This window comes from Sphingorhabdus lacus (genome assembly GCF_009768975.1).
GTDB classification, from domain to species: Bacteria; Pseudomonadota; Alphaproteobacteria; order Sphingomonadales; family Sphingomonadaceae; genus Sphingorhabdus_B; species Sphingorhabdus_B lacus.
Window position 1 is genome coordinate 1,784,076 of sequence record NZ_CP035733.1, and the last position, 24,794, is coordinate 1,808,869.

Here is a 24,794-nt window from a genome sequence, read left to right on the forward strand (position 1 = left end):
TTGGAAAGCGGCTTGCCGAACCCTGTTTGATCAGCTAAACTAACTGGTAAGTAAAGTTATCTGGAGACAGCCCATGGATGCCCAAAAACTCAGCCTTGCCGATCTTCCCGAGTTCGACCTCCACGGCGAAGAGTATAACAGTAACCCCTATCAGTTGCTAGAAAGGCTGCGCAACCAGTCTCCGGTCGCCAAGAGCCAACGTGGCTTTGAAGTGCTGCGTTATGAAACGCTCAATTGGATGCTCAAGGCTGATGAGTTTGATATTCCCACCGCCGATCTCAACGTGAGTTTGGGCTGTGGACCGCTTCAAGAATCCTTCGATCGCCACGGTCGCTTGCCTGCCCTACCCCGTGAGCAGCATGCCCGAATTCGCCGGGTGATGGGCCAGGCCTTCGCTCTGCGCCGGATCGGCGAAAGGCGGGATCTGATGGCCGAAGTGGCGAACAACCTGATCGACAAGTTCGTCGATCGCGGCGAGTGTGATTTTATTGCAGACTTTACCCACCACTATTCAATCACCGTGGCATGCCTCTTGTTCGGGGTGGACATCAAGGATGTACCATCGTTCCAGAATGCCACGGCGACCATGATGCACATGTTTTCGAATCCTCTGGCACCGCACGTTCCAGCAATCGAGGCCGCACTTCAAACGCTTTGGGACTATCTCGAACCATTGGTGGAAAGCCGGACGAACGAACCCAAAGAAGACTTTATTTCAGCGCTGGTTGAAGCGCAGAAGACCCAAGGTAAGCTTAGCAAGGAGGAGGTTATCTGGGGTCTCGCCAACCTGCTCTTCGCCGGCCATGACACAACGCGCAGTCAGCTGGCAAACTGCGTGAGGGCTATTCTTGAACATCCGGGTGTCTGGGATGATATTAGGGACAATCACGACCGGATTCCCTTCGTGATGCACGAATCGATCCGTTACTATCCCACCGTTCAGGCTAACCGGCGTGTGGTACGCAATCCGGTTGAATTCGAGGGGTTCTTGGCCGAACCCGGCCAGCTGATCTACCTCAATACGCTATCGGCCAGCCGTGACCCCGAACGCTTCGACAACCCGAACACCTACGACACCACCCGACCGATCGAGAGCTACAACACAGCTTTTGGGCACGGCATTCACCACTGTCTTGGCCATGTCCTGGCCAAGACCGAGATGATCGAGGCCTTGCGGGTGCTGACCGAACGGCTCGAGAATGTCCGGTTCAACGGACCTCTCGTGACCCTGCCCTATTCCGGTCAGCTGGGCTCGCTCAAATCGTTACCGCTTAAGTTTGACGCGCGCACAAATTAATCGACACCTAGCCGGTTCAGAACGAGCGGCGAGGCAGCATAGGGAGGACCGGATATGATGGACGTGCAAATCCCCGGCCCAGCCTATGTTCCGACGCTTGTAAACACGCTGAAGTCTGCCGTCGAACGCTTTCCCGACACTGAATTTTTGGTCCAGGGTTCGCGGCGGCTGACCTTTCGGCAAGCGGAAGAGGAATCGGCTGCGCTGGCAAAGGGGCTGTTGGCCATGGGCATAGGCAAGGGAACCCGCGTCGGTTTGCTGATGTCCAACAAGCCCGACTGGGTAGTCATTTTCCTGGCCGCAACCAGGATCGGGGCTCTCGTCGTCACGATGAGCACCTTCTATCAGCCCCCCGAGGTCGACTGGGCGGTCGAGTTCCATGACCTCGATACGCTGATCATCGAGCCCCGCTATCTCAAGAACCACTATGTCGAGCGAGTTGAAGTTGCGTTGCCAGGCCTGACCGGACAGTTGACACCGGAACTATATCTTTCTGAACACCCCTACCTTCGCAGGATCATCATCTGGGGAGACCATGACCGGAGCTGGGCGTTGACAGGGCCGCAGCAGGTGATGGATGCGGCGGCTGCCAAACCCCAGATCGATGGAAGCTTCCTCGCCAAGGTTGAGGAATCGGTCCACCCGTCGGACCCGGCGTTGGTGATCTGCACATCGGGCAGCACCGCACGCCCCAAATCAGTGGTTCACACCCACGGCACAGTTGTGCGGGCCACGTTCAACTTTCTGGATTATTTCGACGCGAAGCCGGGCAACCGCACCCTGCACGTCATGAATCTGTTCTGGCTGGGTGGAATCAATTTCAACCTGATGCCCGCGCTGCATGTCGGCGGGACCCTGTGCTTCCCCGAAAATCCCACCTCCGCCGAGCTTTTCAGGGTTGTTAAGGAAGAAGGCATCACCCGCTTCTCGGCTTGGTCAACCCAAGGCGCCGAACTACGTCAGGCGGCAGCGATGGAAGGCCTGGATGTTTCGCACATCTCGGGTCTGGCACCACCGGTCGACAATGTTACTGGGAATCCAATCCCGTCTGAGCGGATCCAGAGCTGGATTGGCATGACCGAAACCTTCGGCCCTCACAGCATCAATCGGTACGGAACGCCCGCGCCCCACGGAAAGGGTGGCAATCTGGGCCGAAACCTGCCCGGCGTGGAGCGCCTCATAGTCGATCCGGAAACTGGAACCCCCCTTCCTTCGGGCGAAGTCGGCGAACTTTGGGTGCGTGGATACACCCTGATGCGTGACTATTATAAAAAGGAACGCCATGAGTTTCTGACCTGTGATGGCTTCTTCCAGACCGGTGATACGGGCCTTATCGATAAGGACGGCTTTTTCTATTTCAAGGGCCGTCGTAACGACATGATCAAGGCTGCTGGCGCCAATGTCTCGCCGGCTGAAATTGAAGTCGTACTAATGCGCCATCCGGCCGTCTCTGAAGCTATCGTTCTAGGCTTACCCGACCCACAACGCGGAGAGATCGTTGTTGCGGTCGTGGTCGAGGCAAGCGGGACATCAGTCACGGCGGAAGTGCTGCGCGAAGCTACAAAACGGGCACTATCCCAGTACAAAATCCCATCCGAGTTCGTTTTCCTGTCCGCCGACGAAATTCCGCGCACCCATTCGCATAAGGTCAAGAAACCGGAGCTTCAGGCATTGGTCGCGGAAAAGATGGGCCGGTCCATTTAGGTAGCAATCAGGAGCGCAGACACAGCCATGAATAGAACCGACAGTCTCACCGGTAAGGCCATGGTGATCACCGGAGCCGGCCGTGGCATCGGTGCCGTCGTCGCGCAGAGAGCAGCCGGTTTGGGTGCCTTCGTTGTCGTGAACGACATCGATGCCGATGTGGCCAGCGAAACGGTCGCCAGGATAGAGGAGCTCGGTGGGTCGGCGATCGCGCACTGCGGCGATATCAGCGATCCAAATTATTGCGAAAGGTTGATCGAGGCTTGCATTGCAGAGCGCGGCCAGATCGATGCACTGGTCAACAACGCCGGTCTGTTCCGAATGGGGCCAGCCTGGGACCTGAATCCAGCCGACCTTCAAACCATGATTGCGGTCAATGTCCTGGGCACCGCCCATTGCGCCATGCACGCCATTCCCAGGATGCGCGCCGCCGGGAAGGGCTCGATCATCAACGTCACTTCGGGTGCCGCCAGCGGCATTGCCGAGATGAGTGCCTATGGTGCGACCAAGGGTGCGGTCTCTTCCATGACTTATGGCTGGGCGCTGGATCTTACCGGCTCAGGGGTTCGCGTGAACGCGGTCTCTCCCAATGCAACAACCCGGATGGTTGCGGCTATGCAGGAATTCAAGGGCATTCAAGACCAGCCCCGTCCGTTCCAGGACCCGCAGCATACTGCCGAGACAGTATGCTTTCTCGCTTCTGATCGATCAGCCCATGTCAACGGGCAGATCATCAGGATTGCCAGCGGTCAATTGTCCTTGGTGGCCCAGCCCAAGCCCATTCAGCCAGGCGTTTCAGTCGCAGACTGGTCGATCGATACGGTTGCACAGGCAGTGCAGGAGCTCATTGCCGGCCAATAAAAGGCGAGTTATCAGGTGCGCGGCAGTCCCAGGTATCGCTCAGCGACGATGTTGCGCATGATCTCGTTCGATCCCCCGGCGATCGTCCAGGCATAGCTCTTGAGGAAGTCGGTGAACTTGATCCTGCTCGTATGCGCTGTAGCGGGGATCGGGGCTTTCCACTTGTGTGCTTGTATGCCTTCGGCGCGCACGAGAAACTCGGTATAGCGCTGCAGGAACGGCCCCCAGGTCAGTTTAATGAAGGTCGGCAGGGTTGGCGAAACCTTGTCAGGGTTCGCTTCCAGCTCCTTGAGCAGCTTGCGGATCAGCAGCCGGATGACCTGAAGCTCGGCATGGAACGCGGCGTATTCACGGCGCATCTGCGAATCGCGCATCCAACTGTCCTTACCGTCGACCCGGTCGCGTTCGAACGAACGGGCAAGCCGTTCCGTTCCGCCGAAAATCAGCAGCCCCCTCTCGGCCGAGAGAGTGGATTGAGCGATATTCCAACCGTCGCCTTCTGCACCGATCAGGTTCTCCGCCGAGATTTTCACATCATCCATGAAGATCTCGCAGAATTCCTGCTCACCGGTAATCGACCGGATCGGCCGAACTTCGACGCCGGGTGCCTTCATATCCATGATGAAATAAGAAATGCCTTCGTGCTTGCGCTTGACGTTCTGCTCCGTGCGGGCAAGCAGCAGGCAAAATTGGGCATTCATCGCCCCTGACGACCAGATCTTCTGCCCGTTGACTACATAATGATCGCCTTCGCGGCGTGCACTTGTTCGTAGCGCCGCGAGATCCGATCCGGCCCCCGGTTCAGAGAAGCCCTGGCACCAGATATCTGTGCCGTGAGTTATCCCCGAAAGGTACTTCTCCTTCTGCGTTGGACTGCCGTGTTCAAACAGCGTTGCCGGCGTCTGGAACAGCGAAACCATGTACATGTGAAGCTCGGGCGCGTCTGCGCGGGTCAGCTCCTCATAAACGATGATCTGGTAACCGAATGGCAGACCTGGCCCGCCCCATTCCTTCGGCCAGTGCGGAGTGGCGAGGCCCACTTTCCTGCGCTCTTCGAGCCAAGCGACCATCTTGGGCTTGAGGGTTTCATTTTCCAGTCCCTGCCATTCGTTGCGCCAGTTCCTGGGCATCGCAACTGCGAGCCAGTCGCGAATTTCCTGCCGAAAGGCTGCCTCGTCGCCGACTTTAGAGAGAATATCGAAAGTCCGGGACATCACGCCGCCTCCAGCAGATCGGCAACACGATCGAGCGCTTCATTGCGGGTTAGATAAAGTGCTTCATTAAGCTTTGCTCGCTTCAGGAAGACATGCGGTTGGAACTCTGCAGTGAAGCCAACACCGCCATGCAACTGGATGCAATCACGCGCGACCTCAGCCACAACTCGGGTGATGTGCGCCTTGGCAGAAATGGCATGAACCAGACCGGCCGGATCAACTGGATCGAGCGACGATGCATAAGCGAGTAGTTCACGCGCACCAACCAAAGCAGTCTTGTGATCTGCCACCCGATGTTTGAGCGCCTGAAAACTACCGATCACCTTTCCGAACTGTTCGCGAATCTTTAGGTATTCGATAGTGAGAGCAAGCACGGCTTCGCCGATGCCCAGAGAGTCCGAAGCAAGTAAAATGCAGCTCGAATGCACAAGCAGATCGGCAACCTGTCGGTCCTCTGGCTGCAGAACGATTGCATCTTCAACTATCGACACGTGGGATAGTGTCACAGTTCCCAGCGTCCGGCTCGTGTCATTCAGCGGGTGGGCTTCTACAGACAGACCGGAAGCACTAATGGGCAGCACGATCCAGCAAGCCTTATCTCTACGCCTCCCGTTCAGAACAAGGTGCGTTGCACAAGGGGCGTCGAGGATGTCAGCGATAACGCCACTGACGCTTTCGTCATCGATTTCCAGCCATCCACCCGATGGTTGAGCAAAGGCCGGCCGCATCGAGCCACTGGCAAGCATGGGGAGCCATGCCGCACGCTGCCTGTCGCTGGCAGCATGCGCGACAAGCAAAATAGTCAAAGTCGTGCCGAGCATTGGGACCGGTGCCGCCACCGCACCGAGAGCCCGATGCAGGCGTGAGGCGGCGTCAATTCCAAGGCCAAGCCCTCCGAACGATTCAGGGACAGTAAGGGCAGTCCAACCAAGCTCCGATATCTGCTGCCACAAATCCACCGCCATCGAGCCACCGGATTGGGCGTATGCGACCGAGCGTTCGCGCGGCCATTCGGTGGCCAGTAATTCTGAAAAGCTTTCGTCCAGGAGATCGAGATCGATGGTATCGGACAAGCGGTTTACTCCAGTTTCAAATCGACAAACGCGCTTCCGCGCTAGTCGCCGGCCACGATGTTCTTGAAGTTTGCAAGCCGCTCAGCGGCACTGGCTGTGCTCTTTGAGGCGGTATGTACAAGTTGATGGGTGTCGAAATGCGCGCTCATCATCACGCTATAGCCTTGGGAATCGAGATTACGGTTGAGCGAGCGTTTCATCATCTGCATGGCAAAGGGAGGAGCCTTCCCGATCGTCTCTGCAATTTCCATTGCGGCAGCTTCAAGTTGGTCACGCGCGACCAGCCGCGTGACGAAACCACGTTGGTAAGCCTCTTCAGCTGTTAGTTTGCGCCCTGTAAACAAGATGTCGCGCGCCAGCCGGTCTCCAAGCGCCCATGGGTGGAACAGGACTTCAACTGCGGCTGAACCCAATAGTACGGTAGGATCCGCGAAATACGCATCCTCCGACGCTACCAGAATATCCGCCATCGCTGCGAGCATGAAACCCCCGGCAATGCACGCACCCTGGGCTTGGACAATCACAGGTTTGGAGTGGTTCCGTATGCCCATCGCAATCTCGAGATAATAGCGATCTTCGAACTGGTATCGCTCAATAGTAGGCCGCTGTAGATAGTCGTCGCCCAATTCCTTATTGTCATGGCCGGCCGAAAAGCAGCTGCCATCGGCAGCCAGGATAACAACTCGAACCTCGTCATCGACGTCTGCGCGTTTGAGCCCAGCATCCAGGCCTTCGAGCATTGCTTTGTTTTGAGCATTCCGCTTTTCGGGCCGCGCCAGCGTTATGCGCTCGACGCTTCCAAACCGTTCAACCCGGACATGCTGCTGGGACATGGCATTCATCTTTCCTGCGATTAGCGATCAATAGTCCATCAGCTCGAAATCCTGCTTTTCCGTGCCACAATCGGGGCAATAGAAAAGATCTTCCGGAATGGTTTCGAAGGGCGTCCCCGGCTCAATTCCCTCCTCCGGAAAACCCAAGGCTTCGTCGTAAATATAGCCGCAGCTCCGACACCGCCATTTTCGTGACAAGCTACTCATCGCCGTCGCCTTCTTAACACGCCGTGAAACGGATCGGCACCCGCTTTGGCCCACATACAAAGTTCGAAATCGTCCTGGCTGGCGTTCCCGAAAGCTCCACGGAAGCCAAGCGATCGAACAACTCTTCCAAAAGGACACGCATTTCCAACCGCGCCAAGTGCTGCCCCAGGCAAACGTGAACGCCGTACCCAAAGGCGAGTTGCGGGTTGTCCTTACGATCCAGTCTAAATTCGTACGGGTCATCGAAGACCAAATCGTCACGATTGGCAGAACTGTAGCACAACATCATCCAGTCACCCTTCGCGATCTTCTGGCCGGCCAATTCGCAATCAGCGGTGGCCGCGCGCATGAAGTGCTTGACCGGCGTCACCCAGCGCACGCCTTCATCGACAAGCGCCGGGATTAGCGACCGGTCATGCCGTATTTGCTCGAAAAGGTGCGGCCTTTCTGCCAAAGCCCACATAATTCCTGCGGTTGCGTTCGAAGTGGTATCATGGCCCGCGGTCGCGACAGTGACATAATAGCTGAGCAACTGCCGGCGGGTCAGATAATCTCCATCGATCCGCGCGTTGGCGATCAAGCTGTTCAGCCCACCATCCGGCTCGCTACGTAAACGTGTAGTCACATCGAGGAAATAGGTCTCCATCTCGGCCATGCTTGCTAAAGTCGCCTGGAGAGCCTCCTCCGGGGTTAGTTGCTTGCCAGAACGGTTCAAGTCAGGATCGTTAGCTGAGAATATCTCCTGGGTCAGCTTAAGCATCATCGGCTCGTCCTCACGCGGAACGCCCATAAATGCCATCAACACCCGTAGCGGATAGAGAAATGCCACCTGCTTGGCGAAATCGCACTCGCCGCCAAGTTCGAGCATCTGGTCGGCAAACTCGCTTGCGATCTTGCGAACCTTATCTTCCATAGGCCGGACCGATCGCGGCGTCAGATGCGGGAACAATACTCCTCGCAAGTCCTTATGCTCTTTTCCATCGACCGTCACGACACTGCGGCTCATATTCGCTTCGCCACCCGTGACTTCTCGTATCTTTGCCGCGTTTGCTTTCGTTTGGACTACTGTCGCTCGGTCCCCGTTGTGGAACAGATTTGGCTGGCGCTCGATTTCCTTGATATCGGCGTGTCGGCTCACTACCCAGAAGGGGTCATATTCGTCTGGTTCCGCAATATCCAATGGCGCCTCCGATCTGATGCGCCGGAATACTTCGTCTATCCTGTCCCCATCCGCATAGGCCCGACCGTCAACAATCGCTTCGGCTAATGACTGGTGTAACGTCATATCTCTCCAACCCTCACTGGCGACGGACACTCATTGCGAAAGTTGCACATATGGTGGCCGAACGAGGCTATAGATTTCATTGAATTGGTTTTCCAAATCATCGAAACTTTATGCTCCTCGGTTACCGATTGTCTCAGTATTTGACAAGCATAAACTAACTGGTAAGTTTTCATTTGCCAGCTTGCAAATGGCGTGGTCACATGCACGATTTATGAAGGTGGAACCAATGGCGGAATTTCCGTCCCATCCCGACGAAGTTAGCCCCTGCTGGCTAACCGATAAGCTGCGCAATGCCGGCCTTATAGGGAATGCGGCGATTATAAACCTTTCGTGGCAATCAATAGGCACCGGGAACGTCGGCGACAGCGTTCGCTACACTCTTGCTTACGATCGCGAAGGTCCTTTGCCGTCAACGATCGCTGGCAAATTTCCGGCATCCGACGAAACCAGCCGTGCGACCGCTTCTGCATTTGGCGTTTATGCCAAGGAAGTGAAATTCTATCTCGAGATCGCACCAAAGCTGGAAGTACGAGTGCCGCAGACATATGTTGCAAAGATCGCACCGAACGGGGTGGATTTCATCTTGTTGTTCGAAGACTTAGGCCCGGCCCGCGGAGGAGATCAACTGATCGGCTGCACCGCTTCCGACGCTCGCGCCGCGATCCGGCAAGCAGCGTCCTTCCACGCACCCAGCTGGAACGATCCCGAACTGCTTGCCATCGACTGGCTTCGGCCGAATCCCGCGATCATGGCGAAGCGTGCAGAACTCTATCCAAGAGCTCAAGACGCGTTTCGAGAACGGTTTGCCAATAAGCTTGAACCAGAGTTCATGAACTTATGCGAAGAATTGGTTGAATATATCGGCGTTTGGATAGAGCGTGAGGCACGGCCTCAATCACTTGTCCACGGCGACTTCCGCCTCGACAACATGCTGTTCGAAATCAAGGATGGTATCGAAGAGATTGCTGTGCTCGACTGGCAGACCGTTGCCATTGGAAACGGCCTTGTCGATCTCGGTTTTTTCATGGGCGCTGGCATTGGTGCCAGCTTGCGGCGCGAATGCGAAGCTGAACTACTCGATCTCTACTGTTCGGAAATGACCCGGCGCGGTGTAGCGCTCACACGTGACGAGATTTGGGACGACTATGTAGTGGGAAGCCTACGGGGTATCGTCAACGCCGTATTTAGTACCGCAAACGTCAAGCGCAGTGAACGCGGCGATGAATGTTTTCTTTCCATGGCTCGCGGTGGTTGCTCGCTAGCTTTGGAGCACAATAGCCTCGCGCGGCTGATGGGAGCAAGCACATGGTGCTGACGAAGGGCGACGACTTTCCGTTACACCAGACACCTGAACCCGTCGCATTTGCCGGCACCGACCGTAATTTCTATGATCGGTACTTTTTCCATGGCTATGCGCCAGATGGCTCCGATTTCTTCGCCGCAGCCTTTGGAGTGTACCCGCATCTCAACGTCGCAGATGCCCATTTTTCTGCGGTTCGTGGCGGAATTCAGCATAACCTCCATGCCAGTCGCGAACTCAACATGGAGCGGATGGACCTTACATGCGGCCCGATCCGAATCGAAGTATTGGAGCCGCTCCACCAGCTGCGCATCCTGATTGATGGAGAAGGGATCAAGGCTGACCTGACCTTCACTGGCCGTGCCTTTCCAATCGAGGAACCACGTTTCACTATCCGCATCGGCCCACGCGTCTTCACCGATCTGACACGCATGACACAAAACGGCTTTTACAGCGGCTGGATCGAGATCGATGGTGTCAAAATTGAAATGCCAACGGGAACCATGGGAACCAGAGACCGTAGTTGGGGTGTCCGTCCGATAGGCGCGCGCGACCAACAGCCGCATTCAAGCGGAACCAACTTCACATTTTTTTGGCAATGGGTTCCAATAAATTTTACTGACCGAAGCGTCTTCTTCCACGTAAATGCTAAACCCGATGGTCGCCCCGTGCACACGCGTGCCGTCATCGCATCCGATGGTGCGATGGCCGGTGACATGTACGAAACCGAAGCCAGAATGGAGGCTTCCTTGCAACCAGGCACGCGATGGCCCAAGTCGGGCAGGTTGACCGTACAGGGGCAAGACGGTCTGGAAGTGCTGACGTTCGAAGTGCTGGGCCGCTTCCAGATGCGCGGGCTTGGATACAGTTCACCCAAATGGGGCCACGGCCTTTATCACGGCCCCTTGGCGGTCGAGCGGGAAGATATAGATCTCTCTCAATGCGATCCTGCTCAACTAGAGAACCACTATGTGCAGTTGCCATGCAGGGTGACAAGCGATCGATATGGGGAAGGTTTTGGTGTCTTTGAACAGTTGATTGTCGGTCCATATCAACCATTTGGCTTGCAGGAATTCACCGATCTAGGGTAGCGTCGGAAGGCTATTCGCAAAAATACATCTCCGGTCTTCGCTAACCCGCTATCGATCGCCGATATGTGTCCATGTCAAAATAGTCGCGCCACACCTTGATTTTACCATTTTCGAGCTCAAATACTCCGCAACAAGGCAAGGCTACCGCTTTTCCATGGGCGATGATCCGATCAATCCGTTCGACGAAAACAACATTGCCAGTGCTGGCGATTGACAGGATTTCCCAGCTGGTTTCTGTCCAGCTCTCCAGAAACGCGGCTATAAAGGTTCGCAAATTTTCTTGGCCTCGCACCGGCTCCATCGGCATGTTGTGATAGACCCCATCTTGGGCAAAAAATTCTACGATCCTGTCGACATCCAGGTTCGGCCAAGTGTCAATAAAAGTCCGAACGATCACCATATTTTCCGCACTGCTCACCCAACATCCTTTCGATTCAGCCTCACCTGTGCGAGCAAGCGCTAACGACTGCGGCAGATTTCCGCTTGCTGGCATACTGCAGATGCAAATGCTAATCACGGCTTAGAGGTTTGACAATCAAAAACTAACTGGTAAGTTTTACAAAGCGTGTAAAGGGAATCGCACCGTAATCATGGAGCGTATCACCTTCGGAGAATTTCACATGCCTGTAATAGCCGTTCAGGATATCGCACATGTTCGTTATGCGGCACCAGATCTTGCCGCTATGCGTTCGTTCCTCGAAGATTTTGGCATGCAGTGCTTCGAATCGGGAGGGCGTTTGTATGGTAAAGGTACTGATGGCCGACCATTCTTTCACGTAACGGAACCCGGAAAGGCGCAATTTCTTGCCGTCGGGCTGCTAGCGAAATCGGAGGAGGATTTAGAGGCTCTCGCCAAGTATGAAGGAGTGGCGGTCGAAGACTCCCATGAACCAGGTGGCGGCAAAGTTCTCCGTCTGCTTGACCCAGATGGTTACCGGGTAGAGGTCATTGCAGGCCAGTCGAATGATGAACCCACATTTCCTCTTATAGGCGAACCGTTCAATACACCCTCGGTCAAGCCGAGGCTCAACCGAGAGGTTCGATTAACACCCGGGCCATCCCACCCGCACCGGATCGGACACACCGGGCTCGCAGTAAGTGACTTCCGGGTAAGCGAGAAGTGGTATAAGGATCGCTTCGGTTTTCTGACCACGAACGAAATCGAGGCCGCGAAAGAGGTCCCGCTAGGTGCGTTTCTCCGATGCGATCGGGGTGACCAGCCCACCGACCATCACACACTGGCGTTGCTCCAGTTGCCAGGTGGGCGCCGCAACCTGCATGCCGCTTTCGAAGTGCCCAGCGTCGACGACCTATTGCTGGGGCACAACTATCTCAAGTTGAAGAAGCGAACACCGTTCTGGAGTCTGGGGCGGCACGTTCTTGGGAGCCAATATTTCGATTACTGGAAAGACCCGTTCGGTAACGAACTGGAGCATTGGACCGACGGCGACGTATACACAGCTGATCAGCCTCCGACGCGAGAATCAATCCAAACCCTATTTTCGGCCCAGTGGGGGCCGCCGGTGCCGACGGGCAGGATTCCTGTTGGCGTAATAGCATGGCTGCTTTCACTGTTTGTCCGCACCAAACGCCGTTTCTCTCGACAACCCTAAGGAACCAACCAATGAAGCTTTGCACTTTCACCACAAACGGACAGACACGCACTGGCATTGTCGTAGGGGAATCGGTTATCGACACAGGCGTTCCAGGAAGCATGATCGACCTAATTCGCGACTGGGACAACCTCAAGGCGGGCCTCGAAGCAAAAGCTGCAGCGGGCGGCGGCGTTCTGCTTTCCTCGGTCAAGCTTGAGGCACCGATCCAGCGTCCCGGAAAGATCTTTGGCGCGACACTCAACTATCATTCGCACATCGAGGAAGGCAGGAAATTTGGGGCCGATACCCAGGTTCCCAGCCGTCCGGGCTTTTTCACCAAGGCCCAGACCAGTATCAATGGTCCCTATGATCCGATCCTGATCACCAAGGGGACAAAGGTACCCGACGACCACGTCAGCCACTTCCCGGACAAGTTTAAAGCGATTTTCGCCATCGCCGATTCGAGCACCGATTATGAGATCGAACTGGTTGCGGTGATCGGCAAGGGCGGCAAGCACATTGAAAGGGGGGATGCACTGGCTGCAGTGTTCGGTTATTGCGTGGGCAATGAGGTAACTGAACGCACTTGGCAGATTGCTAGCCCGCAATGGTCGCTCGGCAAAAGCTTCGATTCCCATGCGCCAATCGGCCCATGGATCGTGACCGCTGATGAAGCGGGCGATCCGCAGGCGCTGGGAATGCGCTGTTACGTCAATGGCGAACTGCGTCAGGATAACAACACCAGCGACATGGTCTTTCCGGTCGATGCGCAGATTGAACACCTTTCGGTTGGTATGACACTGGAGCCGGGCGACCTCATCTTTACCGGTACGCCGGCCGGGGTCGGTGTAGCCAACTTGCCACCCAAGTTCCTCAAGCCCGGCGATGTGGTGCGCTGCGAGATCGACGGACTCGGGCATATCGAAGGCACCATGGTGGCGGAGGCCTGAAGCGTGGGTGTGGCACTTCAATACCGGGTCGCAATTGTGGGCGGCGGCTATGCGGGTTTTACCCTGGCCCGCGAGCTCGACCCACATGTTGATGTGACATTGATAGAGGCACGCGAGGCCTTCGTGATGACTCCGGCGACGCCGCGCGTATCGGTCGAACCTGCGCTGCTCGACAGGATTGTCATCCCCTATGATCGGTTGCTGAAAAGGGGGCGGGTAGTGCGCGGGCGCGCAACTGTGGTCGACGAAGGCGGAGTCCTGTTGGCCGATGGCACCCGGGTCGAAGCCGAAGCCATAGTCGTTGCCACAGGCTCGCAGTATGCCGCGCCGTTCAAGCCCCAGGACGACAGCATTGCCGCTTTTAAGGAGGCGCTCTTGAATGCGTCGAGGCAGATCGCTGAGTCTGACAATGTGGTGATCGTGGGCACCGGCGCAGTAGGGGTAGAACTCGCCGGAGAAATCAAGACCGCCTATCCCGGGAAGTCCGTGACCTTGGTTGGCGATCAGCCGCAACTGTTTCCGATGTATACGGAACGACTGCATCAGAAACTGGCCAAACGCCTTGCCGCAATCGGAGTTACGCTCCGCCTCAATTGCCCAGTGAGTGGTCTCAAACAGACGAATGCGCCTTTCGAAGGAGAGGTCACGCTGAAAGATGGCACCGTGTTGTCCGGCCTGATTGTTCCGGCGATTGGCGCGCGCGTTGTTTCGAGTCCGGCACATGACTTGCCCGGCACCCGGCCCCAGCCCAACGGGCAATTGGCGGTTGATGCCTGGCTGCGCCCGTCGAGCCTGCCCAATATCTTTGTCATGGGCGATCTTGCGGCAACCGGCGACGGCATGACGGTGGTTACCACGGCCAAACATGTGCCTTGGCTTAAGAAAACCTTGTTGGCGCTCGCCGATGGGAAGAGCATCGAGAGCCTGCCGCCTTACAAGGGCTGGCGCATCCCGCCAATCTTGGTCCCGCTTGGCCCGAAGCTGGGTGTCAGCGTCTTTCCGTTGGGAACGCACGGCACGACCTTCGGAGACTGGGTCACCAGCAAGATCAAGGGCAAGAACCAGTTCATTCCGCGCTACCAGAAGGAATTTAACCGTTAGAAAGAAGCCTTCCAGGGGATTCAAGCTACTTAGGAGTTACGCCGATGAGTGAGACAGCAAACGCGAACAACGCTGAAACCATCCGTGAATTCTATCGCCTGCTCGATGCGGGAAACCCTCCGTTTCATCTTTTCGCGGCCGGCTTCCAGTTCCACTACCCCAAATTCGGCATTGGCCGGGGCGTCGAGGAATTTGTCGAACTTGCGATGGGCACGCGAACGAACATTAGCCGGATGTTGCACCGGATTGAGAATATTCTGACCGCAGAGAGTGGCACCGTTGTGACGGTCGAGGGTGTGACCGAAGGAGCCGACGCTAAGGGCAAGGAATGGCGGGGAGGAGAAACGTCAGGTGGCAGGTTCTGCACGGTTTTCGGCTTAAATCCCGAAGGCCTGATCGAGCGCATGCACATCTACCTCGATCCCGATTTTACCGGTGAGCACAACGATGGCTTCCGCTGGCCAAATCGCAAAAGGCAGGAGTGGTAAGGATCGAGCGGACGCGAAGGCGCCCTATCCTATATTTTCCTTGAGACTTGCAGCGACGGGGATGCCCTGCTTCTCCAATGCCGCAGCGATTTTGCTCGCGCCCTCCTGTTCGCCCCAGTGCATCGGACCGCCGCGATAGGCGGGCCATCCATAGCCATGAACCCAAACCACATCGATGTCCGACGCGCGCTGGGCCTTGCCCTCTTCGAGCATAAGGTGCCCTTCGTTGACCATAGGATATAGCGTACGCTCGATAATCTCCTCGTCGGTAATTTCGCGTTTGGGAAGGTTTGATCGTGAACGAAAATCTTCGATGATTGCGAGGGTCTCAGGCGAGGGCGTGCCATTGCGCCGTTCGTCGTAGTCGTAGAATCCCTTCCCGTTCTTCTGACCAAGCCGACCCGCTGCGCAAAGCGCATCGCGGATCGTTTCGACCCGCGAAGGATCGCGGTGCCAGCCCACATCGAGCCCCGCCAGATCGCTCATCTGGAAAGGTCCCATCGGCATGCCGAAGGCGAAATGGGCCCGGTCGATCTGCTCGGGCGATGCACCTTCAAGCAGCAGTTGCAGCGCCGCATGCTGGCGCTGGGCAAGCATGCGGTTGCCGATGAAGCCATGGCACACACCAGCCACCACCGCGATCTTGCCGATCCGCTTGGCCAAGGCCATCACGGTCGCGAGTGCATCGTCCGAAGTCTTGTCACCGCGCACCACTTCGAGCAGCTTCATGACGTTGGCGGGCGAGAAGAAATGCATTCCCAGCACGTCCTGCGGCCGCGATGTCGCCGAAGCGATTTCGTTCACGTCAAGATAACTGGTGTTGGTCGCAAGGATCGCGCCCGGCTTGCAGATCCGGTCGAGCTTGGCGAACACCTCCTGCTTGACGTCCATCACCTCATAGACGGCTTCGATCACCAGATCGCAGTCGGAAAGATCTTCGAGAGCAAGCGACGGGCTCAAGAGGTCCAAATTCTGTTCGACCTGCTCAGCACTGAAACTGCCCTTGGCGGCTAAAGCTTCATAGTTTTTGCGGATCAGTCCGACACCACGGTCGAGATTGTCCTGTGCTTGCTCAACCAAGGCGACCGGGATTCCCTTCTGCAGGAAATTCATCGCGATGCCGCCACCCATGGTGCCTGCACCAACCACCCCGACGCGGCGGATGTCACGCAGCGGCGTATCCTTGGGCAGGCCTTCGACCTTGGCCGCCTGCCGCTCGGCAAAGAACATGTGCCGTTGGGCCTTGGTCTGTGTTCCCTCGCGAAGACGCACAAACGCCTCGCGCTCGAACCGCAAACCATCCTCGGGGTCTTCCACCCCAGCTGCAAATTCAACACACTTGAGAGCAACATAAGGCGCTTCAAAGCCTCGCCACTTGCGAGCGTTTTCTGCCTTGAGTTTCTCGATCGCGGCGAGATTGCCGGTAACGGGTAAATTGCGAGTCGATCGCGGCCCCATGGCAATACACTCGCGGGCAAAGGTGATAGCATCTGCCCTGAGGCTCGTCTCTTCGGCCAGCCGGTCGACCAGCCCACGCTCATGCCCCTCGACCGCGGAAATCGGTTCGCCAAGCGACACCATGATTGCCGCCTGCTCGATCCCGACGACGCGTGGCAGGCGCTGCGTTCCTCCAGCGCCAGGAATGAGGCCCAGCTTGACTTCTGGTAGGCCGAGTTGTGCGGAAGGAACCGCGATCCGGTAGTGACACACCAGCGCCAGTTCAAATCCACCACCCAGCGCCGACCCGTGAATGGCTGCAATAATAGGCTTGTTAGCATGCTCGAAGGTATCGAACACTTCCAGAAATGTGAGGCCGCTGGGAATATTCGGATTGCCCATTTCCGAGATGTCTGCACCGGCAATAAACGTGCGGCCCGCGCAGATGAGGACAATCGCCTTGACGCTATCGTCTGCCACCGCCTTACCGATTTCTTCGCCGATCCCATTGCGGACATGCCAACTCAAGGCGTTTACCGGAGGATTATCAATCGTGAGGATCAGCACCTCTCCATCTCGCGTTGAAGTAACAGATTGCATTTCGTCGGCTCCACTAACGACCATATATTCCATTCCCGCAATCCCATATGACACCAGACTTGACAAGAAAAACTTACCCGTTAGTTTTGTGAGTAAGACGACTTGATCGAGGGTCTCAATCCAGGAATGCCTTGTTTCGAGGTATTTCCCTGTGCGAAGCCTAAAGGGATTGCGTCAGCGATCATTGGATGCTGTCAGACAACAGGCGCCCACTTTCTTGGATTGGCACCTGGGGCAGCTCCACCGTAGAGACTATTACGCCCTCGGAGATTCGATGCATCCGACTGTTCACGCCAAGTCACACCCTGATAGAGCCGCATATATTATGGCGACGTCTGGCGAGGTGATCACCTATCGCCAGCTGGACGATCGGTCGAACCAGGCAGCCCATTTACTACTTTCTCTGGGTCTGAAAACGGGCGATGTGGTTGCTATTTGCATGGACAACAATCCTCGATTTTTCGAGGTTGTCTGGGGCGCGCAGCGTTCAGGTCTTTATTATGCCTGCATCTCGTCCAAGCTCTCGGCGGGGGAGATTGACTATATCGTCCGGGATTGCGGAGCGCGTGCCCTTGTGGTTTCGCCCAGCATCGGTGAGGCTGCCAACCAGCTGCCCAGTGCCTTGCCCGGTGACGTCAAGCTGTTCATGACCGGTACGACCGCCGCTCCTTACACCAGCTGGGAAGAGGCGCGGGATGCTTTTCCAACAACCAGTGTGGACGGCGAAACAGCTGGCGGGTCGATTCTCTACTCCTCTGGCACCACTGGTAAACCCAAGGGAATCAAGCGCCCGCTGACGGGCGGCTCAATCCTCGACAAGACTTTCCTCGATCATCTTATTCAGGGACCTTTCGGTATTGGCGAAGGGTGCACTTATCTTTCTCCAGCGCCGCTCTACCATGCCGCGCCGCTAGGTTGGGCGCTAGGAATTCACCGCTTAGGCGGGACGGTGATTGTGATGGAGAAGTTCGATCCAGAGCATGTCCTTCAGCTCATCGAACGTTATAAGATTGATGTCGCCCAATTTGTCCCGACCCATTTCGTTCGAATGCTCAAGCTTCCTGTTGGCGCAGCAGAGAAATACGATGTCTCAAGCCTTGTGTCGGTGATCCACGCCGCTGCGCCCTGCCCCATCCCGATCAAGGAACAGATGATCGACTGGTTCGGGCCGATCATTCACGAATATTATTCCGGATCGGAGGGCATTGGATTCTGCCATCTCACTTCTGAGGAATGGCTGGCGCACAAAGGGTCGGTCGGCCGTGCGATCGTGGGGAAGATCCAGATCTGCGACGAAGATGGAGAGCCCCTGCCCCCGCGCAGCGAAGGTGTCGTCCATTTCTCGGATGGTCCACCGCTGAGCTATCACAACGCACCCGAGAAAGTGGCGGAGAACAGCAACAAATATGGTTGGACCACATTGGGTGATGTGGGCTGGGTTGATGAGGAAGGCTACCTCTATCTCACCGACCGGAGGAGCTTCATGATCATCTCGGGCGGAGTCAACATTTACCCGCAGGAGATAGAAAATCTCTTGATCTTGCACCCCAAGGTTGCCGATGCGGCAGTCGTCGGTGCGCCCAACGAAGACATGGGCGAGGAAGTGGTAGCGGTGATCCAACCACAGGATTGGAGCGAGGCTGACCAAGCGCTGCGCGATGAGTTGCTGGCTTATGCCAGAGCCAACCTGTCGCATATTAAGACCCCGCGTCGGCTGGATTTCATGCAGGAGCTTCCCCGCCACCCCAACGGCAAGCTGTATAAGCGGCTCCTTCGCGACAGCTATTGGGGCAAGGGCCAGACGACAATCGTTTAAGGCGCCGACCAGCCAATCGCAAATCGGACATATTCAAGGAAGGCAGAATAGAAACATGAAGCTGAACAATTCGATTTCCGCCGTAGTCACAGGTGGCGCCTCGGGGCTCGGTCAAGCAGCTGCCGAAGCGCTTGCTGCCCAAGGGGTGAAGGTCGCCATCTTCGACATCAATGAGGAACGCGGAGAGGCGGTTGCCAAGGCGATCGGTGGTGTCTTCTGCAACGTCAACATCATGAGCGAGGAAAGTGCGGTCGAAGGGTTCGCCAAGGCACGCGCGGCACATGGTCAGGAACGCATCCTGGTCCATTGCGCCATGGCATCACGGCGCGGTAAGACATTGTCTTTCGACAAGGAGAACGGCAAGTTCAAACGGACATCCACCGAAGACTATGAATTCGGGGTCCAGGGCATCCTCGTCGCATCCTACCGCATGGCCTCGCTCTCGGCGCTGGGCATGAGCGAACTCGAGCCGCTTGAAGACGGCGAGCGCGGCTGCATCACCCTGACCGCTTCGGTTGCCGCCCAGGATGCGCAGATCGGTCAGGTCATCTACGGCTCGGCCAAGGCCGGTGTGAACGGACTGGTTCTGCCGATCGCCCGCGATCTCATGGATCTGGGCATCCGCTGTAACTCGATCATGCCGGGTATTTTCGCAACGCCATTGGTCAGCAACATGCCGCAGAACGTCATCGATGCCTTGGGCGCGGCTGTTCCCTTCCCAAAGCGCCTTGGCAAGCCCGAGGAATTCGGCAGTCTGGTCGCCGAACTCAACCGCAACACCTACTTCAACGGCCAGTGCATCCGCCTCGACGGCGCGATCCGAATGGCACCGAAGTAAGGCGTGGCGCAGCCTTCACCTACTGAGGATCGACCTCCGACTGGTGTTCCGGGGTTGGCCTATCCGCCAGAGAGGCAGGGCTGGTTCACGGTCGTAATCCTGACGATTCTGACCACACTTTCCGTGCTCGACCGCAACCTGCTCTCACTGCTGGTCATTCCGATACAGGCGGATCTGGGCCTCAGCGAGATCCAGATGGGCGCGCTCATGGGGATCGCCTTCGGCCTGTTCTTCTGTCTAGGTGCCTTGCCGATTGGCTGGGCCCTTGACCGGTACAGTCGTCCATTGGTGATCTGGGCGGGCGTGACAGTCTGGAGCATTGGCACGATGGCCTGCGGGATGGCGCAGAACTTCTGGTCGTTCTTTGCGGCACGGGCCACGATCGGCGCCGGTGAAGCGGTTATGGGCCCCGGCTCGCAGTCACTTCTGCCCGAATTCTTCCCGCCTGAACGGCTCGGATTCCCGATGTCGATCTTCTCGACAAGCATCAAGGTCGGCGCGGGCATTTCCTTTGCGATCGGCGGCGCGCTAACGCTGTTCATAACGCCGGGCGCTAGCTATGACGTGCTAGGGCTCGCGACGTTAAGGGGCTGGCAGGCGATTTTTCTGATCGTCGGTACGCCCGGGTTGCTTCTCGCTTTTTTGGCTTTTGCGATACGTGATCCGCGCGTCAGCCAGCGCAAGAAGGTGCGCAAAGCGGGCTATGGCGATTACGTGCAGATGGTGAAGGCAAACTGGCGATTTGTCGTACCGCATCATCTTGGCCTGCTGTTGGTCACGACCGTTGCAGTTGGTCTGCAGGCCTGGATGCCCGCTTTCTACGAGCGTGTGCACGGTCTCTCCACCGCTGAGATCGGGCCATCTTTGGGGTTGGCGATTTCTGTTGGGACAATCATCGGCCTGCCCTTGCACGGCAAGCTCGCTGATCGTTGGTTTGCCAAGGGCAAGAGTGATGCGCATTTGCGTTATGTCGCTGCCACCACTCTCGCGGCCGCTCCGGTTGCGCTCGGGATCTTCCTTGTCCCGAACCCGACCGTCTCGCTGGCACTGACTGGTCTCTATTTCCTAATTGTCTCCGGCTATCTCAGCTTGCCGGTAACCATCCTGCAGATCGTTATGCCTGCCGAGATGCGCGGCAAGGCAGCATCGGTCCTCATCGCGATCAATGGCGTCCTTTCGCTTGGAGGTGCTCCGTTGCTTGTGGCCAGTGTCACTGAAGCACTGGGTGGCAGCCAGGCAGTTGGACAATCACTCATGCTCTGTTCATTGGTAATTCTACCGCTTAGCGCGCTGGCCTTTTGGCTAGCCCTGCCATCGGTTCGATTGATTATGGCGTCCCGAACCTGGATCTGACCGCAATGCAGCAAAAAAACCACCAAGGCAGAGCCCTTGCACTTGAAAGGCAAATGCGATGGACCTGAATTACGGAGCCGCAGCAGAAAGCTTTCGCGGCGAGGTAAGTGCATTCCTTAAAGATTCCTGGCAGCCGGGCGAACGCCGCGGCCCGGATCTTACCGAATTCGTCAAGCATTTTCGGCTTGCGGCGATCGAACGCGGTTACCTCTATCGTTCCGTGCCCAGGCGCTTTGGCGGATCGGAGCAGCCGGTCGATGTTATCCGCGCCCAGGTTATCCGCGAAGAATTCGTCCGTGTCCGTGCACCGATGGAAGCTGGTGGTAATGGGGTCAATATGCTGGTTCCAACCCTGCTTGAGCGCGGTTCTGAAGAGTTGCGCGAAATGTTCATCCGCAGGACAATCGAAGGCGAACTCATTTGGGGTCAGGGCTATTCCGAGCCGGGCTCGGGTAGCGATCTCGCCTCTGTAAGGACCAAGGCCGAACTGTCGGCTGATGGCACCAAATGGATCATCAACGGGCAGAAAATCTGGACCAGCATGGGCATGCAATGCACCCACATGTTCATGCTGGTGCGGACCGAACCTGAAGCGCCCAAGCATGAAGGTATCACCTATCTACTGCTAGACCTCAACCAGCCGGGCATCACCCGCCGACCGATCCGGCAGATGACCGGCGAACAGGGCGCCCATACCTTCTGCGAATTCTTCTTCGACAATGTCGAAACCCCGGTGGCTTGGCAGGTTGGCGAACGCGGCCAGGGCTGGCAGGTCTCGCGCACCACGCTCAAGCACGAACGCGCCAGTATCGGCAGCGCCGATGGCCTAGGCAACCAGTTCCGCAAGCTGGTTGACTTGGCGAAAGAGATGGGCCGCATCGGCGACCCGGTTATCCGAGATCGACTGGCAGAAATCGAAGGCCGCGTGCTTTCGCATCGCTATTCCAGCTACCGCCTGTTTTCATGCGCGGCTGCTGGCGAAGATCCCGGCCCGATCCAGCTAATGATGAAGCTTCTGCTGACCGAGATCGGGCATGACATCGCACTGCTGGCCCAGGAGCTCATCGGCGAGCAAGGCATGGTCGAACCAGCAAGCGCAAAAGGACGCGGCACACGCGAACCGCGCGGCCCGAACAAATGGCTCGACCAGATCATGGGCAGCCTCGGCAATTCCATTGCGGGAGGAGCCAGCAATATTCAGCGCAACATCATCGCCGAACGCGGGCTTGGGTTGCCTCGCGATACGGCAGCCTAAAGCGGAGGAGAGATCATGCGCTTTCATCTCACGTCCGAGCAGGTCGCGATCCAGGATGCTGTGCGCGGAACGCTGGCAGACTGTTGGGGGCTAGAGCACCTCCATCGCCTAGCCGACAGCGATCTGGATTTCGATACGACCAGTTGGCAAGTGCTAATGGAGCTGGGCATTGGCGGCCTGGCCTTGCCTGAAGCGGTTGGCGGCAGCGATCTAGGCCTGCTTGACGCTGCCTTGGTCTGTGAAGTGGCGGGCGAAGCAGCAGCACCGGGTCCACTGATCGGTCAGATCGTCACAGCCATAGCCGTTGCCGCCTCGACCAATCCAGAAACACTTGCTTTGCTCCCGGAGATAGCTTCAGGTACCAAAGTCGCCACTCTGGCGATCGAGACCGATCTAGTGCCATGTGCCCGGGCTGCACACCTCTTCCTAGCCGACGATGAAACCGGTGGGCTCCGTTTGATCGAAGCTGGACTGGGAGTAAAAATCGAGGCTCAGGCTTCGACCGACCGCAGCCGTCCAGTCAGTCGGGTGGATTTTTCGACCGAAGCCAAGAGCCATGCACTTTTCTCCGCAGGCGATCCAATGGTGCAACGGATCCTTGACGCTGCGCTGATCCTTATAGCCGCCGATGCGCTCGGGGGCGCGCAGCACTGCACAGACGTCTCTGTCGACTATGCCAAAACGCGCGAGCAATTTGGCCAGCCGATCGGAAAGTTCCAGGGTCTCAAACACCAACTTGCTCACATGGCACTTGATGTCGAACCCGCACGGGCGCTGGTCTGGTATGCTGCTTATGCGTGGGACGCCAAGCTGGCGGATGCGTCACGCTCGGCCGCGATGGCCAAGGCGCATCTGTGCGAAGTCTACACCCGCGTCACACGCGCAGCGATCGCTGCCCATGGCGGCATCGGTTACACATGGGAGTACGGCCTCAATTACTGGTTCCGCCGCGCGGTTCACAACAGGGCATGGATGGGAAATCCGTCACACCACCGTTTCCGAGCAGCGGAATTGGCTCATTGGTAGTTCCTTTTGCCAATCGAGCCGTTGTACCCAGAAGACGGTGTCGGCGAAACTATCCCGCCACTACAAAGGTCTTCGGTTCGGTATAAGCCAATAAACCTTCAACACCATTTTCGACGCCGACCCCCGACTGTTTGCGCCCGCCGAAGGCCGCGAAAGGTGACAGGGCGAGTCCCTCGTTGATCCAGACACTGCCCGTATCCATTCGTTCGGCGATCCGCAGGGCGGTTTCGGTGTCGGCGGACCAGACCGTTCCGGCAAGCCCCATGTCGGTGTTGTTCGCCTTGGAAATGGCATCCTCGACGTCGGTAAAACGAACGAGCGGCAGGATCGGGCCGAACTGCTCTTCACGGACGATGCGACTTTCTTCAGGCGGATTGTCAACCAAGGTCACCGGTACAAAGAAGCCGCCGTCCTGCGGCGCCTCTCCTTGCAAGAGCCCGTAGCCATTTGCCTCGCAATCGGCGAGCAACGCCTTCACCCGCTCATATTGCGGCTTGTTCTGGATGGGGCCGAGCGCGACGCCTTGCTGGCTGCCGTCGCCCATGGGCACGGCTTTGGCGAGTTTTGCCATTTCATCGCGAATCGCATCGTAGATGTCATTATGGACATAGGCCCGCTTGGTCGCAACGCAAACCTGACCGCTGTTGGTGAAGGCGGACCAGAACAGCTTTTCGGCGGTTTCGGTCACGTTGACGTCCGGCATGACGATGGCGGCATCGTTGCCGCCCAGCTCGAGTGTGAGCCGCTTGAGCGTCGGTGCCGCGCTTTCCATCACCCTGCGTCCGGTGGCGGTCGAGCCGGTGAAACTGACCTTGTCGAAACCCGGGTGCGCCGTCATCATTGGCCCGAGCGCATCGCCCCCTGTGATGACATTGATCACGCCGGCCGGAACGAAATCGCGGATCAGCTCGCCGATCCGAAGCACGGTCATCGGCGTGAATGGCGAAGGCTTCAGGACCAGGGTATTGCCGGCCAGCAGGGCGGGCGCGATCTTCCAGATCGACAGCACGACGGGGAAATTCCATGGCGAAATGCCGGCTACTACTCCGATGGGCACATAGCGGGTGACCTGCCGGCGTCCGGGCCCTGCCTCGATCTCGCGGTCCGGCAGAGTCAGAGTGGCGGTTGCCTGACACCATTGCGCGGCAGCCATCACTTCAAACTGCGCTTGCTCTGCCGGCTTACCCTGCTCGCGCGTCAACATCGTGGCAAGCTCGGCTGCATTGGCTGCAATGGTTTCGCCAATCCGGTTCACAATCGCGGCCCGTTCCGCCCATGGCGTATCGCGCCAGCCTGGAAAGGCAGCGCGGGCCGCGGAAATGGCGGTTTCAAGCTCTGGTGCGCCTGCATCCGGAACCGAAGCGATGACCGCCCCTGTGGCGGGATTGACGACCTCAAGACGGTTTTGCGAGTCCGCCGCCTGGCCGTTGATTGTCATGCTGAGAGTGTTGTGAGTCATGGTCTGGGTTC

At 57.3% G+C, this 24,794-nt stretch carries 22 protein-coding genes; 14 read left to right on the plus strand and 8 right to left on the minus strand.

Annotation, left to right across the window (positions count from 1 at the left end; genetic code table 11):
* Positions 1 to 73 precede the first annotated feature (73 nt).
* The 3 genes from EUU25_RS08465 to EUU25_RS08475 are packed head-to-tail and all read left to right on the plus strand — an operon-like array spanning position 74 to position 3,862.
* Positions 74 to 1,297, plus strand: coding sequence for a cytochrome P450 (locus EUU25_RS08465; RefSeq protein ID WP_158900066.1), 1,224 nt, complete (start codon positions 74 to 76; stop codon positions 1,295 to 1,297).
* Positions 1,298 to 1,351: 54 nt separating this feature from the next.
* Positions 1,352 to 3,001 carry a class I adenylate-forming enzyme family protein gene (locus tag EUU25_RS08470; protein WP_158900068.1) on the plus strand — a complete coding sequence of 550 codons (1,650 nt, stop codon included), beginning with the start codon at positions 1,352 to 1,354 and terminating at the stop codon, positions 2,999 to 3,001.
* Positions 3,002 to 3,028: 27 nt separating this feature from the next.
* Positions 3,029 to 3,862: an SDR family NAD(P)-dependent oxidoreductase gene (locus EUU25_RS08475; protein ID WP_158900070.1), complete on the plus strand. Its 834-nt coding sequence runs from the start codon at positions 3,029 to 3,031 to the stop codon at positions 3,860 to 3,862.
* An 11-nt stretch (positions 3,863 to 3,873) separates the two neighbouring features.
* Here EUU25_RS08475 and EUU25_RS08480 read toward each other — a convergent pair whose 3' ends face one another.
* The 5 genes from EUU25_RS08480 to EUU25_RS08500 are packed head-to-tail and all read right to left on the minus strand — an operon-like array spanning position 3,874 to position 8,474.
* Positions 3,874 to 5,076, minus strand: a complete 1,203-nt coding sequence (locus EUU25_RS08480) for an acyl-CoA dehydrogenase family protein (RefSeq protein WP_158900072.1) — start codon at positions 5,074 to 5,076, stop codon at positions 3,874 to 3,876.
* On the minus strand, positions 5,076 to 6,149 hold the full coding sequence (locus tag EUU25_RS08485; protein WP_158900074.1) for an acyl-CoA dehydrogenase family protein: 1,074 nt from the start codon (positions 6,147 to 6,149) through the stop codon (positions 5,076 to 5,078). The genes EUU25_RS08480 and EUU25_RS08485 overlap by 1 nt, the downstream gene beginning before the upstream one ends.
* A gap of 41 nt (positions 6,150 to 6,190) precedes the next feature.
* Positions 6,191 to 6,982, minus strand: a complete 792-nt coding sequence (locus EUU25_RS08490) for an enoyl-CoA hydratase (RefSeq protein WP_158900076.1) — start codon at positions 6,980 to 6,982, stop codon at positions 6,191 to 6,193.
* A gap of 27 nt (positions 6,983 to 7,009) precedes the next feature.
* A complete protein-coding gene (locus EUU25_RS08495) occupies positions 7,010 to 7,189 on the minus strand; it encodes a rubredoxin (RefSeq protein WP_158900078.1) in 180 nt (59 codons plus the stop codon).
* A 13-nt stretch (positions 7,190 to 7,202) separates the two neighbouring features.
* Entirely contained in the window at positions 7,203 to 8,474 is a 1,272-nt protein-coding gene (locus tag EUU25_RS08500; RefSeq protein ID WP_158900080.1) for a cytochrome P450, read from the minus strand.
* Positions 8,475 to 8,700: 226 nt separating this feature from the next.
* Between EUU25_RS08500 and EUU25_RS08505 the strand changes: the two genes are divergently transcribed.
* Positions 8,701 to 9,789 carry a phosphotransferase family protein gene (locus EUU25_RS08505; protein WP_158900082.1) on the plus strand — a complete coding sequence of 363 codons (1,089 nt, stop codon included), beginning with the start codon at positions 8,701 to 8,703 and terminating at the stop codon, positions 9,787 to 9,789.
* Positions 9,780 to 10,865: an Rv3169 family protein gene (locus EUU25_RS08510; protein ID WP_158900084.1), complete on the plus strand. Its 1,086-nt coding sequence runs from the start codon at positions 9,780 to 9,782 to the stop codon at positions 10,863 to 10,865. Before EUU25_RS08505 ends, EUU25_RS08510 begins: the two co-directional genes overlap by 10 nt.
* Positions 10,866 to 10,905: 40 nt before the next feature.
* On the opposite strand, the gene EUU25_RS08515 is transcribed toward EUU25_RS08510, so the two are convergent.
* Positions 10,906 to 11,283, minus strand: coding sequence for a limonene-1,2-epoxide hydrolase family protein (locus tag EUU25_RS08515; protein ID WP_222848773.1), 378 nt, complete (start codon positions 11,281 to 11,283; stop codon positions 10,906 to 10,908).
* A 172-nt stretch (positions 11,284 to 11,455) separates the two neighbouring features.
* On the opposite strand from EUU25_RS08515, the gene EUU25_RS08520 reads away from it, so the two are divergent.
* From EUU25_RS08520 to EUU25_RS08535, 4 genes are read left to right on the plus strand one after another with little or no spacing between them, the layout of a single operon-like run.
* Positions 11,456 to 12,478: a VOC family protein gene (locus EUU25_RS08520; RefSeq protein WP_246162615.1), complete on the plus strand. Its 1,023-nt coding sequence runs from the start codon at positions 11,456 to 11,458 to the stop codon at positions 12,476 to 12,478.
* Between the two features lie 11 nt (positions 12,479 to 12,489).
* Positions 12,490 to 13,410, plus strand: coding sequence for a fumarylacetoacetate hydrolase family protein (locus EUU25_RS08525; protein WP_158900086.1), 921 nt, complete (start codon positions 12,490 to 12,492; stop codon positions 13,408 to 13,410).
* Positions 13,411 to 13,413: 3 nt separating this feature from the next.
* Positions 13,414 to 14,511 carry an NAD(P)/FAD-dependent oxidoreductase gene (locus EUU25_RS08530; protein ID WP_158900088.1) on the plus strand — a complete coding sequence of 366 codons (1,098 nt, stop codon included), beginning with the start codon at positions 13,414 to 13,416 and terminating at the stop codon, positions 14,509 to 14,511.
* A gap of 44 nt (positions 14,512 to 14,555) precedes the next feature.
* A complete protein-coding gene (locus EUU25_RS08535) occupies positions 14,556 to 14,999 on the plus strand; it encodes a nuclear transport factor 2 family protein (protein ID WP_158900090.1) in 444 nt (147 codons plus the stop codon).
* A 24-nt stretch (positions 15,000 to 15,023) separates the two neighbouring features.
* Here the strand turns inward: EUU25_RS08535 and EUU25_RS08540 are convergent, their stop codons facing one another.
* Positions 15,024 to 17,069, minus strand: a complete 2,046-nt coding sequence (locus EUU25_RS08540; RefSeq protein ID WP_425505175.1) for a 3-hydroxyacyl-CoA dehydrogenase NAD-binding domain-containing protein — start codon at positions 17,067 to 17,069, stop codon at positions 15,024 to 15,026.
* A 241-nt stretch (positions 17,070 to 17,310) separates the two neighbouring features.
* On the opposite strand from EUU25_RS08540, the gene EUU25_RS08545 reads away from it, so the two are divergent.
* Genes EUU25_RS08545 through EUU25_RS08565 form a run of 5 tightly spaced genes read left to right on the plus strand, consistent with a single transcriptional unit; the run spans position 17,311 to position 23,324 of the window.
* The gene (locus tag EUU25_RS08545; protein WP_158900092.1) at positions 17,311 to 18,852 is read left to right on the plus strand and encodes an acyl-CoA synthetase; all 1,542 of its coding nucleotides are present in this window, start codon (positions 17,311 to 17,313) and stop codon (positions 18,850 to 18,852) included.
* Between the two features lie 55 nt (positions 18,853 to 18,907).
* On the plus strand, positions 18,908 to 19,690 hold the full coding sequence (locus EUU25_RS08550) for an SDR family oxidoreductase (RefSeq protein WP_158900094.1): 783 nt from the start codon (positions 18,908 to 18,910) through the stop codon (positions 19,688 to 19,690).
* Positions 19,691 to 19,693: 3 nt separating this feature from the next.
* On the plus strand, positions 19,694 to 21,043 hold the full coding sequence (locus EUU25_RS08555) for an MFS transporter (protein ID WP_158900096.1): 1,350 nt from the start codon (positions 19,694 to 19,696) through the stop codon (positions 21,041 to 21,043).
* A 58-nt stretch (positions 21,044 to 21,101) separates the two neighbouring features.
* A complete protein-coding gene (locus EUU25_RS08560; RefSeq protein WP_158900098.1) occupies positions 21,102 to 22,298 on the plus strand; it encodes an acyl-CoA dehydrogenase family protein in 1,197 nt (398 codons plus the stop codon).
* Between the two features lie 15 nt (positions 22,299 to 22,313).
* Positions 22,314 to 23,324 (plus strand): acyl-CoA dehydrogenase family protein, encoded by a 1,011-nt coding sequence (locus EUU25_RS08565; protein ID WP_158900100.1) that lies wholly within the window; start codon positions 22,314 to 22,316, stop codon positions 23,322 to 23,324.
* 49 nt (positions 23,325 to 23,373) lie between these two features.
* Here the strand turns inward: EUU25_RS08565 and EUU25_RS08570 are convergent, their stop codons facing one another.
* Complete coding sequence (locus EUU25_RS08570) at positions 23,374 to 24,783, minus strand: aldehyde dehydrogenase family protein (protein WP_158900102.1); 1,410 nt, start codon at positions 24,781 to 24,783, stop codon at positions 23,374 to 23,376.
* Positions 24,784 to 24,794 lie beyond the last annotated feature (11 nt).